Source organism: Streptomyces colwelliae (assembly GCF_048158785.1).
Classification (GTDB): Bacteria; Actinomycetota; Actinomycetes; order Streptomycetales; family Streptomycetaceae; genus Streptomyces.
On the sequence record NZ_JBLTJC010000046.1, the window covers coordinates 23064 to 42621 of the forward strand.

14 protein-coding genes are annotated in these 19558 nt (G+C 70.4%); 13 read left to right on the plus strand and 1 reads right to left on the minus strand.

Features of this window, described 5'->3' with window-relative positions; all coding sequences use genetic code 11:
- Nucleotides 1-113 precede the first annotated feature (113 nt).
- Nucleotides 114-629, minus strand: coding sequence for a cysteine hydrolase family protein (locus ACNFOC_RS12610; RefSeq protein WP_416959216.1), 516 nt, complete (start codon nucleotides 627-629; stop codon nucleotides 114-116).
- 154 nt (nucleotides 630-783) lie between these two features.
- Between ACNFOC_RS12610 and ACNFOC_RS12615 the strand changes: the two genes are divergently transcribed.
- The 13 genes from ACNFOC_RS12615 to ACNFOC_RS12675 all read left to right on the plus strand — a co-directional run.
- The gene (locus ACNFOC_RS12615) at nucleotides 784-1398 is read left to right on the plus strand and encodes a TetR/AcrR family transcriptional regulator (protein WP_416959203.1); all 615 of its coding nucleotides are present in this window, start codon (nucleotides 784-786) and stop codon (nucleotides 1396-1398) included.
- A 296-nt stretch (nucleotides 1399-1694) separates the two neighbouring features.
- Nucleotides 1695-2228 (plus strand): GNAT family N-acetyltransferase, encoded by a 534-nt coding sequence (locus ACNFOC_RS12620; protein ID WP_416959204.1) that lies wholly within the window; start codon nucleotides 1695-1697, stop codon nucleotides 2226-2228.
- Nucleotides 2229-2243: 15 nt separating this feature from the next.
- The gene (locus ACNFOC_RS12625) at nucleotides 2244-3353 is read left to right on the plus strand and encodes a phage tail tape measure protein (protein ID WP_416959205.1); all 1110 of its coding nucleotides are present in this window, start codon (nucleotides 2244-2246) and stop codon (nucleotides 3351-3353) included.
- Between the two features lie 46 nt (nucleotides 3354-3399).
- Complete coding sequence (locus ACNFOC_RS12630; protein WP_416959206.1) at nucleotides 3400-4167, plus strand: TIGR03936 family radical SAM-associated protein; 768 nt, start codon at nucleotides 3400-3402, stop codon at nucleotides 4165-4167.
- 261 nt (nucleotides 4168-4428) lie between these two features.
- Nucleotides 4429-8454 carry an Rne/Rng family ribonuclease gene (locus ACNFOC_RS12635; RefSeq protein WP_416959207.1) on the plus strand — a complete coding sequence of 1342 codons (4026 nt, stop codon included), beginning with the start codon at nucleotides 4429-4431 and terminating at the stop codon, nucleotides 8452-8454.
- Nucleotides 8455-8684: 230 nt separating this feature from the next.
- Nucleotides 8685-9005, plus strand: coding sequence for a 50S ribosomal protein L21 (rplU, locus tag ACNFOC_RS12640; protein WP_006374708.1), 321 nt, complete (start codon nucleotides 8685-8687; stop codon nucleotides 9003-9005).
- A 14-nt stretch (nucleotides 9006-9019) separates the two neighbouring features.
- Nucleotides 9020-9274 (plus strand): 50S ribosomal protein L27, encoded by a 255-nt coding sequence (gene rpmA, locus ACNFOC_RS12645; protein ID WP_019063244.1) that lies wholly within the window; start codon nucleotides 9020-9022, stop codon nucleotides 9272-9274.
- Nucleotides 9275-9433: 159 nt separating this feature from the next.
- Nucleotides 9434-10870 carry a GTPase ObgE gene (gene obgE, locus ACNFOC_RS12650; protein ID WP_416959208.1) on the plus strand — a complete coding sequence of 479 codons (1437 nt, stop codon included), beginning with the start codon at nucleotides 9434-9436 and terminating at the stop codon, nucleotides 10868-10870.
- A gap of 615 nt (nucleotides 10871-11485) precedes the next feature.
- The gene (locus ACNFOC_RS12655) at nucleotides 11486-13036 is read left to right on the plus strand and encodes an alkaline phosphatase D family protein (RefSeq protein WP_416959209.1); all 1551 of its coding nucleotides are present in this window, start codon (nucleotides 11486-11488) and stop codon (nucleotides 13034-13036) included.
- A 96-nt stretch (nucleotides 13037-13132) separates the two neighbouring features.
- Nucleotides 13133-14296: a hypothetical protein gene (locus tag ACNFOC_RS12660; RefSeq protein ID WP_416959210.1), complete on the plus strand. Its 1164-nt coding sequence runs from the start codon at nucleotides 13133-13135 to the stop codon at nucleotides 14294-14296.
- A 149-nt stretch (nucleotides 14297-14445) separates the two neighbouring features.
- Nucleotides 14446-15939: a D-ribitol-5-phosphate cytidylyltransferase gene (locus tag ACNFOC_RS12665; protein WP_416959211.1), complete on the plus strand. Its 1494-nt coding sequence runs from the start codon at nucleotides 14446-14448 to the stop codon at nucleotides 15937-15939.
- Nucleotides 15940-15997: 58 nt separating this feature from the next.
- On the plus strand, nucleotides 15998-18076 hold the full coding sequence (locus tag ACNFOC_RS12670; RefSeq protein WP_416959212.1) for a CDP-glycerol glycerophosphotransferase family protein: 2079 nt from the start codon (nucleotides 15998-16000) through the stop codon (nucleotides 18074-18076).
- A 197-nt stretch (nucleotides 18077-18273) separates the two neighbouring features.
- Nucleotides 18274-19558 (plus strand): glycosyltransferase family 2 protein (locus ACNFOC_RS12675; protein ID WP_416959213.1); only part of this gene is annotated, 1285 nt, incomplete at its 3' end.

The window sequence follows — 19558 nt, forward strand, 5'->3', positions numbered from 1 at the left end:
GAACGCTCAATCCCCCCCGGATCGCACCGACGTCGACTCGGGACCACCACGGACGGGCGTCACGTACGGGCCTCAAGTGCGCCCATCAATATAGGGAGTTCGGCCCAGGGAGTTCAGCGCGCGGCGACCCAGTCCGCCACCGTCGTCACCTCGGCCTGCATCGGGAACACCTTCTCCGTGAGGACCCGGTGCACCTCCGGGTCGTTGTCGAGGCAGCCGTCGGACAGGACGGTGAGGGTGAAGTCCAGGTCGGCGGCCTGGCGGAGGGTGGACAGGACGACGCCGCTGGTGGCGATCCCCGTCAGGACCAGGTGGTCGATGTCGTTCGCCCGCAGGACCATGTCGAGGTCGCTGCCTGCGAACGCGCTGACGCGGCGCTTGGTGACGAGGATGTCGCCGGGTCCGGGGGCCACGTCCGGGTGAATCTCGTTGGCCGGGCCCGCGGGGGCGCCCGCGAGCCTGCCGAACAGCTTGTTGCGGGGGCTGATCTCCGGTGCGCCGGGGCGGAACCCGACGGTCACGTAGATCACGCGGACGCCGTTCGCGCGGGCCGTGTCGATCGCCTTGCGCAGGCGCGGCAGATAGGCCGGGTCGGGGTAACGGTCCACGATCATGCGCTGGACGTCCATGACGAGGAGAGCTTCGGACACCGCTGTCCTTCCGTGAGCTGAGTGCGTGGTCGCTAAGTCATCAGGTGATTACTTGCCTAACGTAACCATGCCCTGTAGTCATGTCAACGAGTGATTACTTGAGCTGGTCGAGGATGGTCGAGGGAGGTCGCCGGTGGTGACGAGTGAGGCCGACGGACCCCGGCGGCGGGACGCGGGGGCGACCCGGCAGGCGCTCCTTGAGGCCGCGAGCAGCCGATTCACCCGGCTCGGGTACGACCGCACTACGTTGCGGGACGTCGCCGCCGACGTCGGGGTCAACCTGGCTCTCATCAAGCGGTACTTCGACTCGAAGGAAGGGCTGTTCAAGGCGGCCCTGGCCTCAACTCCCCGTTTCCTGGGCCGCGATGAGGAATTCCCTGCCGACCGGGCCGGCCTCGCCGAGGCGCTCAGTCATCAACTGTCCGCCGGTGCCTGGCCGGAGTTCGGCGAACACCCCGTACTGATGCTGCTGCGCGACACCGGCGACGAACGCGTGGACGCCCTGCGCCGAAAGGCCCTGGACGAGTTCAGCCGCCAGATCCTCGAAGCGTCCGGCGAGGGCGCGGCCGAGGAGGGCGACGAACGGCTGCTGCGCGCGCAACTCCTCGTCGCGCTCGGCGTCGGCGTCGCCGTCGTGCGGTCCGCCGTAGGCCTGCGCCCCCTGCGTGACGCGACCGCCGGTCAACTGGCCGCGCCACTCCGGGAGATCGTCGACGCGCTGCTGGCGCCCCCTGCCGACGACCGCTGAACTGCCGCACAACGCACGGGTGGACGACATCACGATCCGCCCCGCCGAACCCGCCGAGCTGGACGTCGTCGCGGGGCTCCGGTGGCGCTGGATTCTTGAGAGCGGACACCGACCCGCCGCCGCCCAGGAGGAGTTCGTACGACACTTCGTCAACTGGGCGGCGGAGAACGCCGGTTCGCACCGGTGCATGGTCGTCGTCCGGGACGGGGTGATCCCCGGCGAGCGCGACGGCGGTGTCGGCGGACGGCTCGCTCCTGCACACCCACGTCGGCCGCACCGACCCCTACCCTTGACCGATGCCTCAACTGATCCTGCCCGACGCCCGGTTCCGGGTCTCCTTCCTGGACGCCGTGTACGAGCACATCGTCGAGGACGACTTCTTCGGCGGCACCCTCGCGCGTGAACTGCGGGAGCACGGCAGCACCTGGCGGCAGCCGGCGGGCTTCGCGCGGTACGTCGAGGCGGTGCGCGAGGAGGAGTCGGAGGACGGGCGCCGGCCCGAGGGGTTCGTGCCGAACACCTGGTACTGGTACGTGGACGGCGACACCTACCTCGGCCGGATCCAGATACGGCACCGGCTCACTCCGTGGCTCCTCGACTACGGCGGCCACATCGGGTACGGCGTCCGGCCGGGCGCCCGTCGTCGCGGGCACGCGACCGCGATGCTCCGCGACGTCCTGCCGTACGCTCAGGCACTCGGCCTGGACCCGGTCCTCGTGACCTGTGATGCCACCAACATCGCGTCCCGCAAGGTGATCGAGGCCGGTGGCGGGAAGTTCGAGGACGAGCGGGACGGAAAATTGCGGTACTGGATCCGGACGGGGAGCTGAGGCGTCTTGCCCGGTATGGACACCCCCAGGAAATTCGAGAAGCCGCCCGCGCGGCCGTCGCCGCAGCCGCCCGAGGGGTGTCTCGCCGTCGCGATCCGTGTCCCGGTGCGGATCGTCGTGCTCGTGCTGGTCGTGCCGGTGCGGCTGGTGTGGGACGCGCTGGTGGTCGGCGGACGGTTCCTGTACCGGACCGTGCTGCGGCCGGTGGCGCGCGCGGTGTTCGTGTGGCCGTGGGTGGCCCTGTGGCGGTACGTCGTCGTGCCGCTCGCCAAGGCGCTCGGCTGGCTCACCAACCTCCTTGTCCTCGTACCTCTCGTCTGGCTGTACCGGTACGTGCTCACCCCGGTCGGGCACGCCCTCTCCTGGGCCGCCCGACAGATCGCGAGCGGCCTGGCGTGGGTGTACGCGCGCGTGCTCACTCCCGTCGGGCACGCGTGCGCGTGGGCCGCGGGCGGATTGGCAGCCGGCGTGGCGTGGGTCGTCGGTGGGGTGGCCGCCGGTGTGACCTGGCTCGGGCGGTATCTGGTCGTCGTGCCCGCCGAGTGGCTGTACGCGTGGGTCCTCGCGCCGGTCGGGCGGGCGATCGCCTGGTGCGGGCGGGGACTTCTGTGGCTGGTGAAGGCGATCGGTACCGGAGTCGGTGCCGTCCTCTACTGGACGGCCTGGATCCTCCTCGTCCTGCCCGCGATCGGCCTCTGGCGCTGGGTGCTGACACCGGTCGGGCGCGCGCTCGCCGTCATCGGGCGGGAGGTCCGGGACGCCCTCGGGCACGCCTGGCGGATCGCCGGGCACATCTCGCTCGCCGTGGGGCGGGTCCTCGGGACCCTCTTCCGGTGGATCTTCGTCGAGCCCGTGAGCTGGGTCTACCGGACGATCCTCACCCCGGTCGGACACGTCGTACGGGACCTGGTGCTGCGGCCCGCCGCCGAGGCCGCGCGCGCTGTGGGGCGGGTCACCCGGCAGGTGCTGACCGCCGTGCGCGACTCCGCCCGGCAGGCCCGTGCCGACTTCCGGCGGATGGTCTTCGGCGAGCCGCGAGCGCCCCAGCCGGTGGAGCGACGGGAACCGATGGGCGACGACACACGTACTCTTGGTAGAAGTACGACCGTTCTCACGAAGGACTAGGACACTGGGCAAGCGACAGCCCGAAGGCCCGCCGCCCGCACCCGCGGTGCAGCGCATCCGACTGCGCTACACCAAGCGCGGCCGCCTCCGGTTCACCAGCCACCGAGACTTCCAGCGCGCCTTCGAGCGTGCGCTGCGCCGCGCCGAGGTGCCGATGGCGTACTCGGCGGGGTTCACGCCGCATCCGAAGGTGTCGTACGCCAATGCCGCACCCACCGGCACGGGCAGTGAGGCGGAATACCTGGAGATCGCGCTCACCGCCGAGCGCGACCCCGACAAGCTGCGCGAGCTGCTCGACGAGTCGATGCCCGTAGGGCTCGACATCATCGACGCGGTCGAGGCCCGGACCTCCGGGCTCGCCGACCGGCTCACGGCTTCCGTGTGGGAGCTGCGGCTCGACGGAGTGGCGCCCGAGGACGCCGAGCGCGCGGTGGCCGCGTTCAACGCGGCCGAGAGCGTCGAGGTCCAGCGCATGGCCAAGAACGGCATGCGGACGTTCGACGCCCGACCCGCCGTAGCGCATCTTGAGACGGTTGGTCCACAGGCTGATAGGCCTACCGACCAGGCCTGTGCGATACTGCGGCTGGTTGTTCGGCACGTGACGCCTGCCGTTCGACCCGACGACGTCCTGTCCGGTCTTCGCGCCGTGGCCGACCTGGCGCCGCCGGTCGCCGCAGCGGTGACCAGGCTGGCGCAGGGGCTGTTCGATGAAGAGACCGGCACGGTGACCGACCCGCTCGCGCCCGACCGCGAGGCAGCAGTGACCGGGAACACCACGGTCGCCGAAGCTGCCGCCGCGAAGGCGCCGGCGTAGGGAAGTTCCGCGTAGGACGGACGTCGTAGCGTCGCCCTCGGACTCGGGAGCCACCTGGGTCGGGCAGCGCACCGACCACAAGACTTTCGCCAGGCCGTCCGCATCTGGGCGTACGGAACCGGCGAGACAGGACACAGAGAGCTCCCGTGCGGCGCCCGCGCCCCGGACGGCGGCACCGCGCAACGCGCGAGCCGCGGACGTCACCGGCATCCCCGCCGGACCAGGCGCGGCGCCCGGGAGCCTGACGGGAGAAACGCCCGCATGCTCGAACCGACCGAACCCACCGAGGGTTCCGAACCGACCACCCCGAGCGACACGCTGCCGCCGCGCCGCAGGCGCCGCGCCGCGTCTCGCCCAGCGGGACCGCCGACCGCCCCCGAGGGCGCGGTCGAGAACAGCGCTCCGGCCATACCGGCCGAGGTGAGCGACGAGAAGCAGGACGAGAACGTCGAGGTCACCGGGCCCGTTGCGGCCGAAGTGGCTGTCGAGGCTCCTGCTGCCGCAGAGGAAGCCGCGCCCGCCGGGCGTACGCGTCGGCGTGCCACTCGGCGGGTGTCCGCGCCCGCCGGTGCGCCCGAGGCGAGTGAGGTGCCCGAGGCGGCCGAGATCGTGGTGCCGGCCGTTGCCGCCGCCGCGCCCGCCGCCGTCGAGGAGACCGCGCCGCCCGTGGAGTCCGACGAGGACGCCGCTCCGCGGCGTACCCGCCGTCGTGCCACGCGCCGGGTGACCGCGCCCGAGACCGTTGCCCCGGCTGCCGTGGTGGCGCCGGTGGAGGAGCCCGAGGCCGCGCCTGTCGTCGCCGAGGAACCCGCCGTCGTAGAGGAAGAGGCTGCTGCGCCTGCCGGGCGTACGCGTCGGCGTGCTACCCGGAAGGTGTCTGCGCCCGCCGGTGCGCCCGAGGCGAGTGAAGTGCCCGAGGCCGCCGAGAGCGTTGAAGCCACCGCAGTGACCTCAGTGACCGAAGAAGTGACCGAAGGTTCCGCGGCTGCTGCGTCCGATGAGGATGCCGCCCCGCGTCGGAGCCGTCGTCGCGCCACGCGCCGTGTGTCCGCGCCTGCCGGGACGCCCGTGGGCGAGGAGGCCCCTGTGAACGACGAGACCCCCGCGGACACCGCGGAGACGAACACCACCGCCGAGGTTCCCGCCGAGGACTCGGGGCCGCGCCGTCGGCGCCGGTCCGTGCGGACCGCCGCCGGAGGGTTCTCCGCGCCCGCCCCCAAGAACGGGAACAGTGCCGAGGAGGAGGACGGTCCGCGCCGGCCGAGGCGGCCCGCTGTCGCCGTGTTCCAGGCGCCCGTCTTCACCGAGCCGATGTTCCAGACCCCCGAGCGGGCCGCCGCTGCCGCTGCCGCCGAGGCCGTGGAGGACGACGAGGAAGAGGTCGTCGTAGCGGAGCCCGTCGCGGTGGAGGTGGTCGAGGAGGAGACCGGCGGGCGTCGTCGGCGTCGCCGCCGGGGTGCCGCCTTCGAGGCGGAGCCCGAGGCGCCCGCCGTCGTCGAGACCGCCGTCGTGGAGGAGGAGCCCGAAGAGGCCGAGGAGGCCGAGGACTCCGCCGACGGTGACGAGGCCGAGGAGACCGGTTCGCGCCGTCGCCGTCGGCGTGGTGGCCGGCGTCGTCGCCGTGGCGAGTCCGCCACCGGTGAGGACGAGGGCGAGGACGGCGAGGAGTACGCCGCCGAGCAGGCCGCGCAGGATTCAGAGGACACCGCCGAGCAGGTCGAGGAGGACGCCGAGGAGGCGGACGACGACCAGGGCGGTTCCGGGTCGAGCAGTAGCCGTCGTCGGCGTCGTCGGCGTCGTCGCGCCGGTGACTCGGGCGGCGAGAGCGAGGCGCCCTCGTCGGCCGACGACCCCGAGCGCACCGTCGTCAAGGTCCGCGAGCCGCGCGCCAAGAAGGACGAGCACCCGAGCGACGAGGTGCAGTCCATCAAGGGCTCGACGCGTCTCGAGGCCAAGAAGCAGCGTCGCCGCGAAGGCCGCGAGCAGGGCCGCCGGCGCGTCCCGATCATCACCGAGGCAGAGTTCCTGGCCCGCCGTGAGGCCGTCGAGCGGGTGATGGTCGTCCGGCAGAGCGGTGAGCGCACGCAGATCGGCGTCCTGGAGGACGGCGTGCTCGTCGAGCACTACGTCAACAAGGAGCAGTCGACCTCGTACGTCGGCAACGTCTACCTGGGCAAGGTCCAGAACGTGCTGCCCTCGATGGAGGCCGCGTTCATCGACATCGGCAAGGGACGGAACGCTGTTCTCTATGCCGGTGAAGTGAACTTCGAAGCGCTCGGTATGGCCAACGGGCCGCGGCGCATCGAGAGCGCGCTCAAGTCCGGCCAGTCCGTGCTCGTGCAGGTCACCAAGGACCCGATCGGGCACAAGGGCGCCCGTCTGACCAGCCAGGTCTCCCTCCCGGGGCGCTACCTCGTGTACGTCCCCGAGGGCTCCATGACCGGCATCAGCCGCAAGCTGCCCGACACCGAACGGGCCCGGCTGAAGACCATCCTCAAGAAGATCGTCCCCGAGGACGCGGGCGTCATCGTGCGCACCGCCGCCGAGGGCGCGAGCGAGGACGAGCTGAGCCGCGACGTCGAGCGCCTCCAGGCACAGTGGGAGGACATCCAGAAGAAGGCGAAGAGCGGCGGCGGCTCGAACGCGCCGACTCTGCTGTACGGCGAGCCGGACATGACCGTCCGCGTCGTGCGCGACATCTTCAACGAGGACTTCACCAAGGTCATCGTCAGCGGCGACGAGGCGTGGGACACCATCCACGGCTACGTCGCGCACGTCGCCCCCGACCTCGCCGACCGGCTCTCCCGCTGGACCTCCGAGGTCGACGTCTTCGCGACGTACCGCATCGACGAGCAGCTGATGAAGGCGCTGGACCGCAAGGTCTGGCTGCCCAGTGGCGGTTCGCTGGTCATCGACAAGACCGAAGCGATGATCGTGATCGACGTCAACACCGGCAAGTTCACCGGTCAGGGCGGCAACCTCGAAGAGACCGTGACCAGGAACAACCTGGAGGCGGCCGAGGAGATCGTGCGCCAGCTGCGGCTGCGCGACCTGGGCGGCATCGTCGTCATCGACTTCATCGACATGGTCCTGGAGTCCAACCGGGACCTCGTCCTGCGGCGGCTCCTGGAGTGCCTGGGCCGCGACCGTACGAAGCACCAGGTCGCCGAGGTCACCTCGCTGGGCCTGGTCCAGATGACCCGCAAGCGCGTCGGACAGGGTCTGTTGGAGTCCTTCTCCGAGACCTGCGTCCACTGCAACGGCCGCGGTGTCATCGTGCACATGGAGCAGCCGACCTCGGTCGGTGGCGGCGGCAAGCGCAAGCGGCGCGGGCGCGGTGGTGACGGCAGCGGGCAGGACGCCCACGACACGCACGAGCACGACCACGAGCACGAGGTGGTCGACGACGAGGTCGAGACGGAGGCCGAGGTGGCCGCCGAGGTCGCCGCGCCGGTGCCGTTCGCCGAGCCCGAGTTCCGGCCCGACGAGGACCTGTACAGCAGCGCCGCCGAGGCGGAGGCCGCGGCCACCCGTGGTGGGCGTTCGCGGCGCCGGACGAGCCGTCGGGCGTCGGCTCCGGCCGGTGCGCCGAGGGGCGAGTCCCGGCAGGCGCGCGACGCGCAGGAGGTGCGTGAGGAGGCCGAGCCGGCCGCCGTCGCGCAGGCCGAGCCCGTCGCCGTGGAGGACCCGGTCGTCGAGGCGCCCGTGGTTCAGGAGACCCCGGCGCCCGCGCCGGTCGCCGAGGCTCCGGTGGTCGACGACGCCGCGCCCAAGGGGCGTACGCGGCGTCGGGCGACCCGTAAGGCGACCGCGCCCGCGGGTTCGCCGGCCGGGTCCGAGGAGGCCGCCGTGGTGACGGTCACCGAGGCCGCCGCGCCGGTCGTCGTCGAGACGCCCGCGCCCGTCGAGCAGCCCGAGGCACCCGCCGAGAGCGCGGCTCCGGCCCGCCCGCGGCGCCGTGCCGTGCGCAAGGCCACCGCGCCCACCGCGTCCGAGGAGGCGGCCGTGACGGTCGTACCGGCGGCCGTGGTGGAGGAAGCGCCGGTCGCTGAGGCCGAGGTCGAGGCGGACGCTCCGGCCAAGAAGACGGCCGCGCGCAAGGCCGCCAAGAAGGCCCCGGCGAAGAAGGCGGTCGCCAAGAAGGCGGCGGCCACCAAGACCGCGGCCAAGAAGACGGCCGCGAAGAAGACGACGGCCAAGAAGGCCGCCAAGACCACGTCGAAGAAGACCGCGGCGGCGGAGCAGACGAGCCCGTCCTCCGTCACCGCCTCCACCGACGAGGGCTGAACCCCGGGCGGGTGCGGCTGGTCCATGTGACCAGTCGCACTCCCCACCGGGCCCGGTTTGACCCGTTCGGCTGCGGCCCCGTAACCTTGACTGTCGGCGTGTCCACTGGTGACACGCCACATCCCCGTAAACCTCTTCCTCCCGGGCGTGTTCCGCCGGGAGAGGCCGTCTGCTCCGCAGGGCGGCTGGACTGCGGGGGTGCCGTCCCTGAGCTAGAGAGTGAGATCAGCGTGTACGCCATCGTGCGCAGCGGTGGTCGCCAGCACAAGGTTGCTGTCGGCGACATCGTTGAGGTTGACAAGATTTCCACTGCCAAGGTTGGCGACACGGTCGAGCTCTCGACCCTGCTCGTTGTCGACGGCGACGCTGTGACCAGCGACCCGTGGGTGCTGGCCGGCATCAAGGTCCAGGCCGAGATCGTGGACCACCACAAGGGCGTCAAGATCGACATCCTTCGGTACAAGAACAAGACCGGTTACCGCCGTCGTCAGGGCCACCGCCAGCAGTACACGGCGATCAAGGTCACTGAGATCCCCGCGGCTGCGAAGTAAGGGACTGAGGAGAGATGGCACACAAGAAGGGCGCATCGTCCACCCGGAACGGTCGCGACTCCAATGCCCAGCGGCTCGGCGTGAAGCGCTTCGGCGGTCAGGTCGTCAACGCTGGTGAGATCCTGGTCCGCCAGCGCGGCACCCACTTCCACCCCGGTTCGGGCGTCGGCCGTGGCGGCGACGACACGCTGTTCGCGCTGAACGCCGGTGCGGTGGAGTTCGGTACGCACCGTGGCCGCAAGGTCGTGAACATCGTTCCGGTCGCCTGAAGCATCAGGTAGCTGATTCAGGCAACTGATCGGAAGCTTTCGCGAGGCGGACCTCACTTCCCTTCCGGGAAGCGGGTCCGCCTTTCGCGTGTTTCTACTGAAGAGCAGCGGCTAGCTGTACCCACAAGACTTTGTTGTACGTAACTGGAGGCACATCCCATGACCACCTTCGTGGACCGCGTCGAGCTGCATGTCGCCGCGGGTAACGGAGGCCACGGCTGTGCCTCCGTCCACCGTGAGAAGTTCAAGCCGCTCGGCGGCCCGGACGGCGGCAACGGCGGAAGGGGCGGTGACGTCATCCTCATCGTCGACCAGTCCGTGACCACGCTGCTCGACTACCACCACTCGCCGCACCGCAAGGCCACCAACGGCAAGCCCGGCGAGGGCGGCAACCGCTCCGGCAAGGATGGCCAGGACCTGGTCCTGCCGGTGCCGGACGGCACGGTCGTGCTCGACGGCGCGGGCAACGTGCTCGCCGACCTCGTCGGCCACGGCACCTCCTACATCGCCGCGCAGGGCGGCCGGGGCGGCCTCGGCAACGCGGCGCTGTCGTCGGCCCGCCGCAAGGCCCCCGGTTTCGCGCTGCTCGGTGTTCCCGGTGACCTCCAGGACATCGTGCTGGAGCTGAAGACGGTCGCCGACGTCGCGCTCGTGGGCTACCCGAGCGCCGGCAAGTCCTCGCTGATCTCCGTGCTGAGCGCGGCCAAGCCGAAGATCGCCGACTACCCGTTCACGACGCTGGTCCCCAACCTCGGCGTGGTCACCGCCGGCGAGACCGTCTACACCATCGCCGACGTGCCCGGTCTCATCCCCGGCGCCAGCCAGGGCAAGGGCCTCGGCCTGGAGTTCCTGCGCCACGTCGAGCGGTGCAGCGTCCTCGTGCACATCCTGGACACCGCGACGCTGGAGTCCGAGCGCGACCCGATCTCCGACCTCGACATGATCGAGGAGGAGCTGAAGCAGTACGGCGGCCTCGACCGGCGCCCGCGGATGGTCGTCCTGAACAAGATCGACGTGCCGGACGGCAAGGACCTCGCCGAGATGGTGCGGCCGGATCTGGAAGCGCGTGGCTACCGCGTCTTCGAGGTGTCCGCCGTCGCCCACACGGGACTGCGTGAACTGTCCTTCGCCATCGCGGAGTTCGTCGCCGCGTCGCGGGCCGCGAAGCCGAAGGAGGAGGCGACCCGGATCGTCATCCGCCCGAAGGCGGTCGACGACAGCGGCTTCACCGTCGTGCAGGAGGAGGACGGCCTCTTCCGCGTGCGCGGCGAGAAGCCCGAACGCTGGGTCCGCCAGACCGACTTCAACAACGACGAGGCCGTCGGCTACCTCGCCGACCGGCTCAACCGGCTCGGTGTGGAGGCGTCGTTGATGAAGGCCGGCGCCCGTTCCGGCGACGGCGTCGCCATCGGTCCCGAGGACAACGCGGTCGTCTTCGACTGGGAGCCGACCGTGATGGCCGGTGCGGAGATGCTGGGCCGGCGTGGCGAGGACCACCGGCTCGACGAGCCGCGGCCGGCGACGCAGCGGCGTCGGGACAAGCAGGCCGAACGGGACGAGGCGACCCAGGAGTTCGAGGAGTTCAAGCCCTTCTGAACGACCCGCGCGGTGCGGCCTTCCGGCGATCGGAGCCGTGCGGTGACGGTTCGGCCGGCGGGCCGACCGCGCGGCTCGGCGAGGTGACTGCCCCTCGAACGGGGCGCCGGTCGTCGGCCGTGGCGGCTGCGTGTCCGGCGCGGCGGCTGTCGGTCGGGTGTGGTGGCCGGTGGCATAGCCGTTTGCCCGGCGCGGCTGCCCGTCCGGCGCGGTGGCTGTCCGACCTGGCTGGGTGACTGTCCGTCGGGTGCGGTGACCGGTCGACCGGTGGGAGGGCCGCTTGCCCGGCGTGGCGGCTGCCTCTCCGGCGCAAGGGCCGCCCGCCCCGGCGGAGTTGACCGCCCGTCAGGCACGGCGGCCGTCCGGCCCGGCATGACGACCGCTCGCCCCACCCCGCCCGCCGGTCGTCCGTCCGCCCGCCGATCGTCCGTCCGGCGTGAAGATCATTCACCGGCGTGACCAAACTGGCTGAGACCCGTTGCTCTCGGAGTAACGGGTCTCTTGCTGTGCGCTCATTTGTCATGGACGCGATACTTACTGTTCAACAGGTGGGACTCCGCGCACTGTGAGGCTTCCAAGTGACCCAAGAGGCCAACGTCGCAAGGGAGTTCACCGATGACCGGAGCCGTATCACCCGATCGACGACGTTTTCTCGCGGCCGGCGCGGCGGTGCTGGGAGCCGCCGCCTCCGCCCAGCTCTGGCTGCCGACCACCGCCCGAGCTGCCGAAACCCCGCTGCCCGACGGTGTGTTCAGCCTCGGCATCGCCTCCGGCGACCCGCTGCCCGACGGCATCGTGCTGTGGACGCGGCTCGCCCCGGACCCGCTCAACGGTGGTGGGATGCCGGATCAAGTGGTCCCGGTGGAGTGGGAAATCGCCGAGGACGCCCGTTTCAGAAAGCACCTGCGCCGCGGCATCGCGCCCGCGCGGCCCGAGTACGGGCACAGCGTTCACGTGGATGTACGGGGACTGCGCCCCGGCCGTGACCACTGGTACCGCTTCCGCGTCAGCGGGCAGCTCTCCGCCACCGGCCGCACCCGCACCGCGCCCCCCGCGAACAGCTCCGGCGGCCGACTGCGCGTCGCGCTCGCCTCCTGCCAGAACTGGCAGAACGGCTACTTCACGCCGTACGCCGACATGCTGTCCCAGGATCCCGACTTCGTGCTCTTCGTCGGTGACTACATCTACGAGTCGGCGCCGTCGAACGCGGGACCGCGCCGGCACGAGGGGACCGGGGAGCCGTACAGCCTGGTCCAGTACCGCAACCGGTACGCGCAGTACCGCACCGACCCGGATCTGCTGGCGATGCACGCCAACGCCCCCTGGGTGGTGACCTTCGACGACCACGAGGTGGACAACGACTGGGCGGGGGAGATCCCGCAGGACCCCGCCCAGCAGTCGCACGACGCGTTCGTGGCGCGGCTGACGGCGGCCTTCCAGGCGTACTACGAGCACATGCCGGTGCGCGCGAGCGCCGTGCCGGACGGGCCGCACATCCAGATGTACCGGCGCCTCGAGTTCGGCCGCCTGATGCGCCTGAACGTCCTGGACACCCGGCAGTTCCGCAGCGACCAGGCGACCACGCAGGCCGGCGCCGAGGACCCGTCGATGACGATGATGGGCGCCGAGCAGAAGGAGTGGCTGCTGAAGGGGCTGCGCCACTCGCCCGCCCGCTGGAACGTCATCGCCTCGCAGATCATGATGGCCGAGACGGACATCCTGCTCGGCGCGGGCAAGCAGTGGTTCTACGACGCCTGGGACGGCTACCAGGCCGAACGCAACGCCCTGCTGGGGGACTTCAAGAGCGTCCGCAACCCCGTGGTGCTCAGCGGCGACCGGCACCTCACGATGATCAGCGACCTCAAGGAAGACTTCGCCGATCCGGACTCCGACGTCGTCGGCGCCGAGTTCGTGGGGACGTCCATCTCCAGCAACGGCGACCAGGACCAGGCCGCCTTCCACGCCCAGTGGGACCCGCTGATGGCGGACAACCCGCACTGGAAGGTGATCGACGCCCACCGCGGCTACCACCTGTTCGACATCCGGCGGGACGGCATCGACGCGAAGGTGCGGGTCGTGGACACCGTCGTGAAGCCGACGGCGACACCGAGTACGTACGCCTCACTCCGGGTGGAGTCGGACGATCCCGGCGTCAGTGTGGTCTGACTTCTGTGAACCCTGTGCGAACGGAGCCTGAGACTCATCTGTGTCCCAGGCTCCTCTCAGGTCAAACTCAGGAACAACTCTTACCGTCCGTTAACCATGGAGACGGATTGTATTAAGGAAGCGCTGCCCGTCGGGACCCGGCTGCTGCACATCGGCCCGCACAAGACCGGGACCACCGCCATCCAGGGCGCGCTGTTCGCCGCGAAGGACACGATGCCCGAGCACGGCGTCGACTTCCCCGCACACAGCAGGCACCCGATGGAAGCGGCCCTCGCGGCCTGCGCCCGGCCCGCGATGATGGGCGACACCGCGCCCACCGACAAGCACTGGACGCGCCTCCTCGACGCCGTGCGGGCCACCGGCGACCGCACCTCGGTGATCAGCAGCGAGTTCTTCGCCGACGCCCAGGACGACGAGACCCTGGCCAGGATCGTGGAGCAGCTCGGCGGCGAGCGCGTGCACATCCTGATCACCCTGCGCCCGCTGGCGAAGATCATGCCCTCGCAGTGGCAGCAGTACGTGCAGAACGGCCTGCGCATGGGCTACGACAACTGGCTGGAGCACATGCTCCGCAAGGCGCCGTACGAGCAGCCCAACCCCAGCTTCTGGCGGCGGCACCGGCACGACCGGCTGGTCGAGCGGTGGGCCCGGGTCGTGGGTCCCGAGCGGGTCACCGTCGTCGTGGTCGACGACAGCGACCGGGACGGGCTGCTGCGCACCTTCGAGACACTGCTCGGGCTGCCGGCGAATCTCCTGCGGCCGGTTCCGGACGCGGCCAACCGTTCTCTCACCCTCGCCGAGACCGAAATGCTGCGGAAGCTCAACGTCGAATTCCGCGGAAATGGCCTCCCCGACGAGCTGTATTCCAAGCTCGTGCGCAACGGCGCGGTCATGCATATGAAGAATTCGTGCAGCCCGACTCCGCAGGACGTGAAGATCACCACGCCCCGGTGGGCACTGGAGGCGGCCGGCGCGATCGGCGCCGAGATGGCCGGGACCATCGCCGCCACGGGCGTACGGGTCGTAGGGGACCCGGACCTGCTGTCGGCCGTGCCCGAGGGGGGTGGGAAGGCGCCGGGCGCGCCGCGGATCGCTCCCGAAGTGGCCGCGCAGGCGCTCTACGGGGCGCTCGCGGCGGTGGCCGCGGCGCCCGTTCGGCACAGTGCGCCGGCGAAGGCGCGGACGGTTCACCAGACGTCGTCGAAGGAACTCGTACGGGTTCTCGGTCACCGTTGTCTGAAGAGGCTCCGGCGGCGCTGAGTTCCGTCATCGCACGGTCACCGGCAGTGCAAGATGAATGACAGGTGTCGCGCGCCTATGCGGCGGAGGTCACTCGCCTTGCACTGCGGTAACCGCGAGTGGGACCATTTGCGAGTTCCCCATTGTCCCGAGGTAGGTCAAGGTCACCTGTGTCGCACATAGCCAAGCCCCGCACCACCGCAGTGATCCTGGCCGGCGGTACCGGTCAGCGCGTGGGTCTCTCGATCCCCAAGCAGCTGCTGAAGATCGCCGGCAAGGCAGTCATCGAGCACACCCTGACCACCTTCGAGAACGCCGACTCGATCGACGACATCATCGTCCTGATGGCGCCGGGCTACGTCCCGGACATCGAGAAGATCGTCGCCAAGGCCGGCTTCGAGAAGGTCACCCGGATCATCGAGGGCGGCTCCACGCGCAACGAGACCACCGAGCGCGCCATCGCCGTGCTCGGCGAGGGCCTGGCCGAGGGTGAGGACCGCAACGTCCTCTTCCACGACGCCGTGCGCCCCCTGCTCTCACAGCGCGTGATCGACGACTGCGTGATCGCCCTGGAGCGTTTCCAGGCCGTCGACGTGGCCATCCCGTCCGCGGACACCATCATCGTGACGCGCACGCACGGCGACGACGGCGAGTTCATCACCGAGATCCCGGACCGCTCCCGGCTGCGCCGCGGCCAGACGCCCCAGGCGTTCAAGCTGTCCACGATCCGCCGCGCCTACGAGGTCGCCTCGGGGGACCCCAACTTCCAGGCCACGGACGACTGTTCGGTCGTACTCAAGTACCTGCCGGACGTGCCGATCCACGTCGTCGCGGGCGACGAGTACAACATGAAGGTCACCCAGCCCGTCGACGTCTTCATCGCCGACAAGCTCTTCCAGCTCGCCTCCACGGCCGCGCCCGAGCAGGTCGACGAGGCCGCCTACCGCGAGCTGCTCACGGGTAAGACGCTGGTCGTCTTCGGCGGCTCGTACGGCATCGGCAAGGACATCGCCGAGGTCGCCGAGGGCTACGGCGCCACGGTGTACGCGCTGGGCCGCTCGACCACCGGCACGCACGTCGAGAACCCCGAGGAGGTCGACGACGCGCTGTCCAAGGCGTACGGCGAGACCGGGCGCATCGACTACGTCATCAACACCGCGGGCGTGCTGCGCATCGGCAAGCTGGCCGAGACGGACAACGCGACGATCGAGGAAGCGCTGAAGGTCAACTACCTGGCGCCCGTGCAGATCGCTCGTTCCGCGTACAAGTACCTCGCCGAGACCAAGGGCCAGCTGCTGCTCTACACCTCCAGCAGCTACACCCGCGGCCGCGCCGAGTACAGCCTGTACTCCTCGACCAAGGCCGCGATGGTGAACCTCACGCAGGCCCTGGCGGACGAGTGGGCCGGCGACGGCATCCGCGTGAACTGCATCAACCCGGAGCGCACCGCCACCCCGATGCGCACCAAGGCGTTCGGCCAGGAGCCGACGGGCACGCTGCTCTCCTCCGAGGCCGTGGCCCGTACCTCGCTCGACGTGCTGCTGTCCGAGCTGACCGGCCATGTCATCGACGTCCGCCAGCAGGACCCGACGGCCGGCGCGGCCAAGGCGTCCGGCTTCGAGGCCGCCCTCGCCTCGGTCCTCGACGTCCAGGACGGCGTTTAATCAAGCCTGACTCTGAGCTCCGGTAAATTACTCGAAACCCCCAAGAGCAGGTTTATCAGTGATTTCCACCGCTATTCGCGTGGCCCGGGTGGGCAGCGCGGCTGAGCTGGCCGCCGCCGCCCTGATGATGCTGGGATACCCGGCCCTCATGCTGGCCGCCCTCATCCCGAGCGTCCCCGCCTTCGCCGCCGCGACCGTAGTGACGTACGTCGCGGACCACTACCTCCACCGCCAGGCCAGCTACCTGATCAACCGCCTCAGCAAGGTCAGAGCGGGCCTCTCCATCCGCTTCCTGATCCGCCAGCTCCTGCTGATCCTGCTGCTGGCCCGCATGGACCTCTCCGACAACCTCATCTTCTACGGCGCGATCGCCTGCTTCATCGCCTTCTACGGCCTCCAGGCCCCGCACGGCGCCGTCGTCACGCTGATCCGCAACCGCCGCCGGATGCCGGTCGCCACCCGCAACGTCGACCTCGGCTCACGCATCCACATCCCGGACGCCCCGAAGTTCGGCCTGCTGGAGCGCTCCGCCGAGAAGATGCTCCACCTCGACCTGTTCGCCGTCGTCGGCCTGCTGATCTCCGCGCAGCTGGACTCGGCCGTCGCGGGCTTCATCGGCATCGGCGTCACCCTGTTCCTGGGCACCCTCTACGTCGCCGCGCTCCTGCCGTACATACGGGGTACGAAGATCCCGCCGACGCCGGAGGTCATCCTCGCGGCCGTCGACGACTGGCTGCGCGAGTACAACCCGCAGACGGTGCTCTACTTCTCCGGCTCCAAGGACTCGGCGTACCAGGTCAACATGTGGCTGGAGACCATGGAACAGCTGGACACCCGGCCGCTGGTCCTGCTCCGTGAGCGCGTGATACTGCAGAACCTCGCCCAGACCAAGGCCCCCGTCATCTGCGTGCCCGGCGGTGTGCACCTGATGAACATGGACCTGTCGACCGTGCGCGTCGCGCTGTACGCGGCCAACGTCGGCAAGAACATCCACCTGCTGCGCGTCCCCACCATGAAGCACGTCTTCATCGGCCACGGCGACAGCGACAAGCTGGCCAGCGTCAACCCGTTCAGCAAGGTCTACGACGAGGTGTGGACCGCCGGCCGCGCGGGCCGCGACCGCTACGCCATCGCCGACGTCGGTGTCCGCGACGACGACATCGTCGAGGTCGGCCGCCCGCAGCTCGCCCCGATCCAGACCTGGCAGGGCGTCCCCGAGGGCCGTATCCCGACCGTGCTCTACGCGCCGACCTGGGAGGGCTGGGACAACGAGCCCGGCAACACCTCCCTGCTGCTGGCCGGCGAGAACATCGTGAAGAAGCTGCTCAAGGCCGACCCGCCGGTCCGTGTCCTGTACAAGCCGCACCCCTTCACCGGCACCGTCAGCCCCGCGGCCGGCTCCGCGCACCGCAAGGTCGTCGCCCTCGTCGAGAAGGCCGCCGCCCAGCGCGCGACCGACCCGCGCTTCCAGGCCGACGCGGCCGTGCAGACCAAGGCCAAGGCCGACCTGGCCCGCATCGAGGCCCGCATCGCCGAACTGTCCGGCGGCCCCGCCGACAAGGGCGACGAGGCCGAGCTGACCCGTGACGGCGTGGTCGACCTGGTCAAGTACGAGGAGATCGCCCGGCTGCGCGCCGAGTGGAACGACGCGTACTGGAAGTCGGTCGGCACCTTCGAGCACCGCGTCATCTCGGGCGCCGAGCCGCGCCTGTACGACTGCTTCAACGTGTCCGACGCGATGGTCTCCGACATCTCCAGCGTGGTCTCCGACTTCATCGCGAGCGGCAAGCCGTACGCGGTGACGGACTCCGCGAAGCTGGGCGTGGAGGAGTTCAAGCGGCAGAACACCGCGGTGCGCGCGGCCGTGATCCTCTCCAACAAGGCGGCGGAACTGGGCGAGTTGCTGACGGCGGTCCGCGCCCCGGACGCCGACCCGATGGCCGAGGACCGCAAGGAACTCAAGGAGTACCTGCTCGGCCCGGACGAGCCCACGTCGATCGAGCAGTTCAACACCGCGGTGGGGAACCTGGCGGTCAAGTCCGAGACGCGCAACGTCGGTCAGGAGCGGGCGGCGGCGACCGGTGAGGCGGCGGCTCCGGCCGAGGCGCACCTGTCGGCGGACCCCACGGTCGGCTGACCGGAGGCCGCTTTCGGCCAGGATTTGGTCAAGAAGGGCCCGGTTTTCGAGGAGTGATCCTCAAAAACCGGGCTCTTTTGCGTACCCCCTGCTGACGGAGGACAACCGATCGGCGCGGTCGGCCGTCTTCCAGACGGCGACCGGATGGCGACCCAGTTGATACGGGGGAAACGTGCCATGGACGAAGGGGGAGAAGCGTGACCGTGACACAGCCTGATGTGACCGTGGTCGTCGGGGCGTACGAGGCGATGCCGTATCTCGTCGAGTGCCTGCGCTCGGTCGAGGCGCAGACGCTGGACCCGGCCCGCATCGAGGTCATCGCCGTGGACGACGGCTCGACGGACGGTACGGGGGAGTACCTGGAGGAGTTCGCGGCCCGCGCCGCGACCCATGTCACGGTGATCCACCAGGAGAACTCGGGCGGGCCCAGCGCCCCGCGCAACGTCGGCCTCGGCAAGGCGAGCGGGCGCTACGTCTTCTTCCTCGACGCCGACGACCGGCTCGCCCCGGAGGCACTGGAGCGCATGGTCGCGATGGCCGACCGCAACGGCACGGACGTGGTGCTCGGCAAGGTCGAGGGCATCAACCGCGTCCCGCCCAAGGCGGCGTGGGTCGAGACGCTGGAGCGCACCGACGTCTTCCACTCCAACATCAAGTTCACGCTGAGCGCCCAGAAGCTGTTCAGACGGGCGCTGTTGGAGCGGCACAGCATGCGGTTCGACGAGTCGCTGTTCACCGGCGAGGACGCGCTGTTCACGATGGAGGCCTATCTGCGGGCCGACGGCGTCTCCGTGATCGCCGACCACACCTGCTACTACCTGGTGGGCCGCGACGACGGCAAACACGTGACGAAGAGCGGGAGTTACACCCTGCGCTTCGACTCCGCGCGTGCCCTGATGAACCTCATCGCGGAGATGGTCCCGCCGGGCGTAGAGCGCGACAAGCTGATGCTCCGCCCCTTCCTCGTCACGCTGCTCCCGCAGTTCGGCCCCAAGTACCTCAAGGACAGCGAGCAGGTCAGGCGCCACAAGTTCGAGCTGGCCAAGCCCCTGATGGCCGCCCACTGGACGGACGAGGTCGCCGTCCGCCTCAAGGTGGACGAGCGGCTCCGCCTCCACCTGGTCGCCGAGGAACGCCCCGAACTCCTCCTGGACGTCGTCGAGTTCGTCCGCGCCAAGAAGCAGCCCACCGCCGTCCTGGAGCGGCGGGGCCGCCGGGTGTACCTGGCGTATCCGCACTTCCGCTCCGGAGACACCGGGCTGCCCGACTCCTTGTACCTCGCCGAGCCGAGGGAGGCCCGCGAGGTCGAGGGGTACCGGGAGGGGGCCGCGGGCGCGTTCGTCCGGCGGGCGGCGCGGGCAGCCGTACCGTACGCGTCGCCTCCGCCTCGGCCCGTACGCCGTCCGCCGCCGCGTGCTCCTCGGCCTCGCGGCGGGCGTTCGTGCCGCGCTGGTCGACCAACTGCTCCTCGCGGCGGGCGAG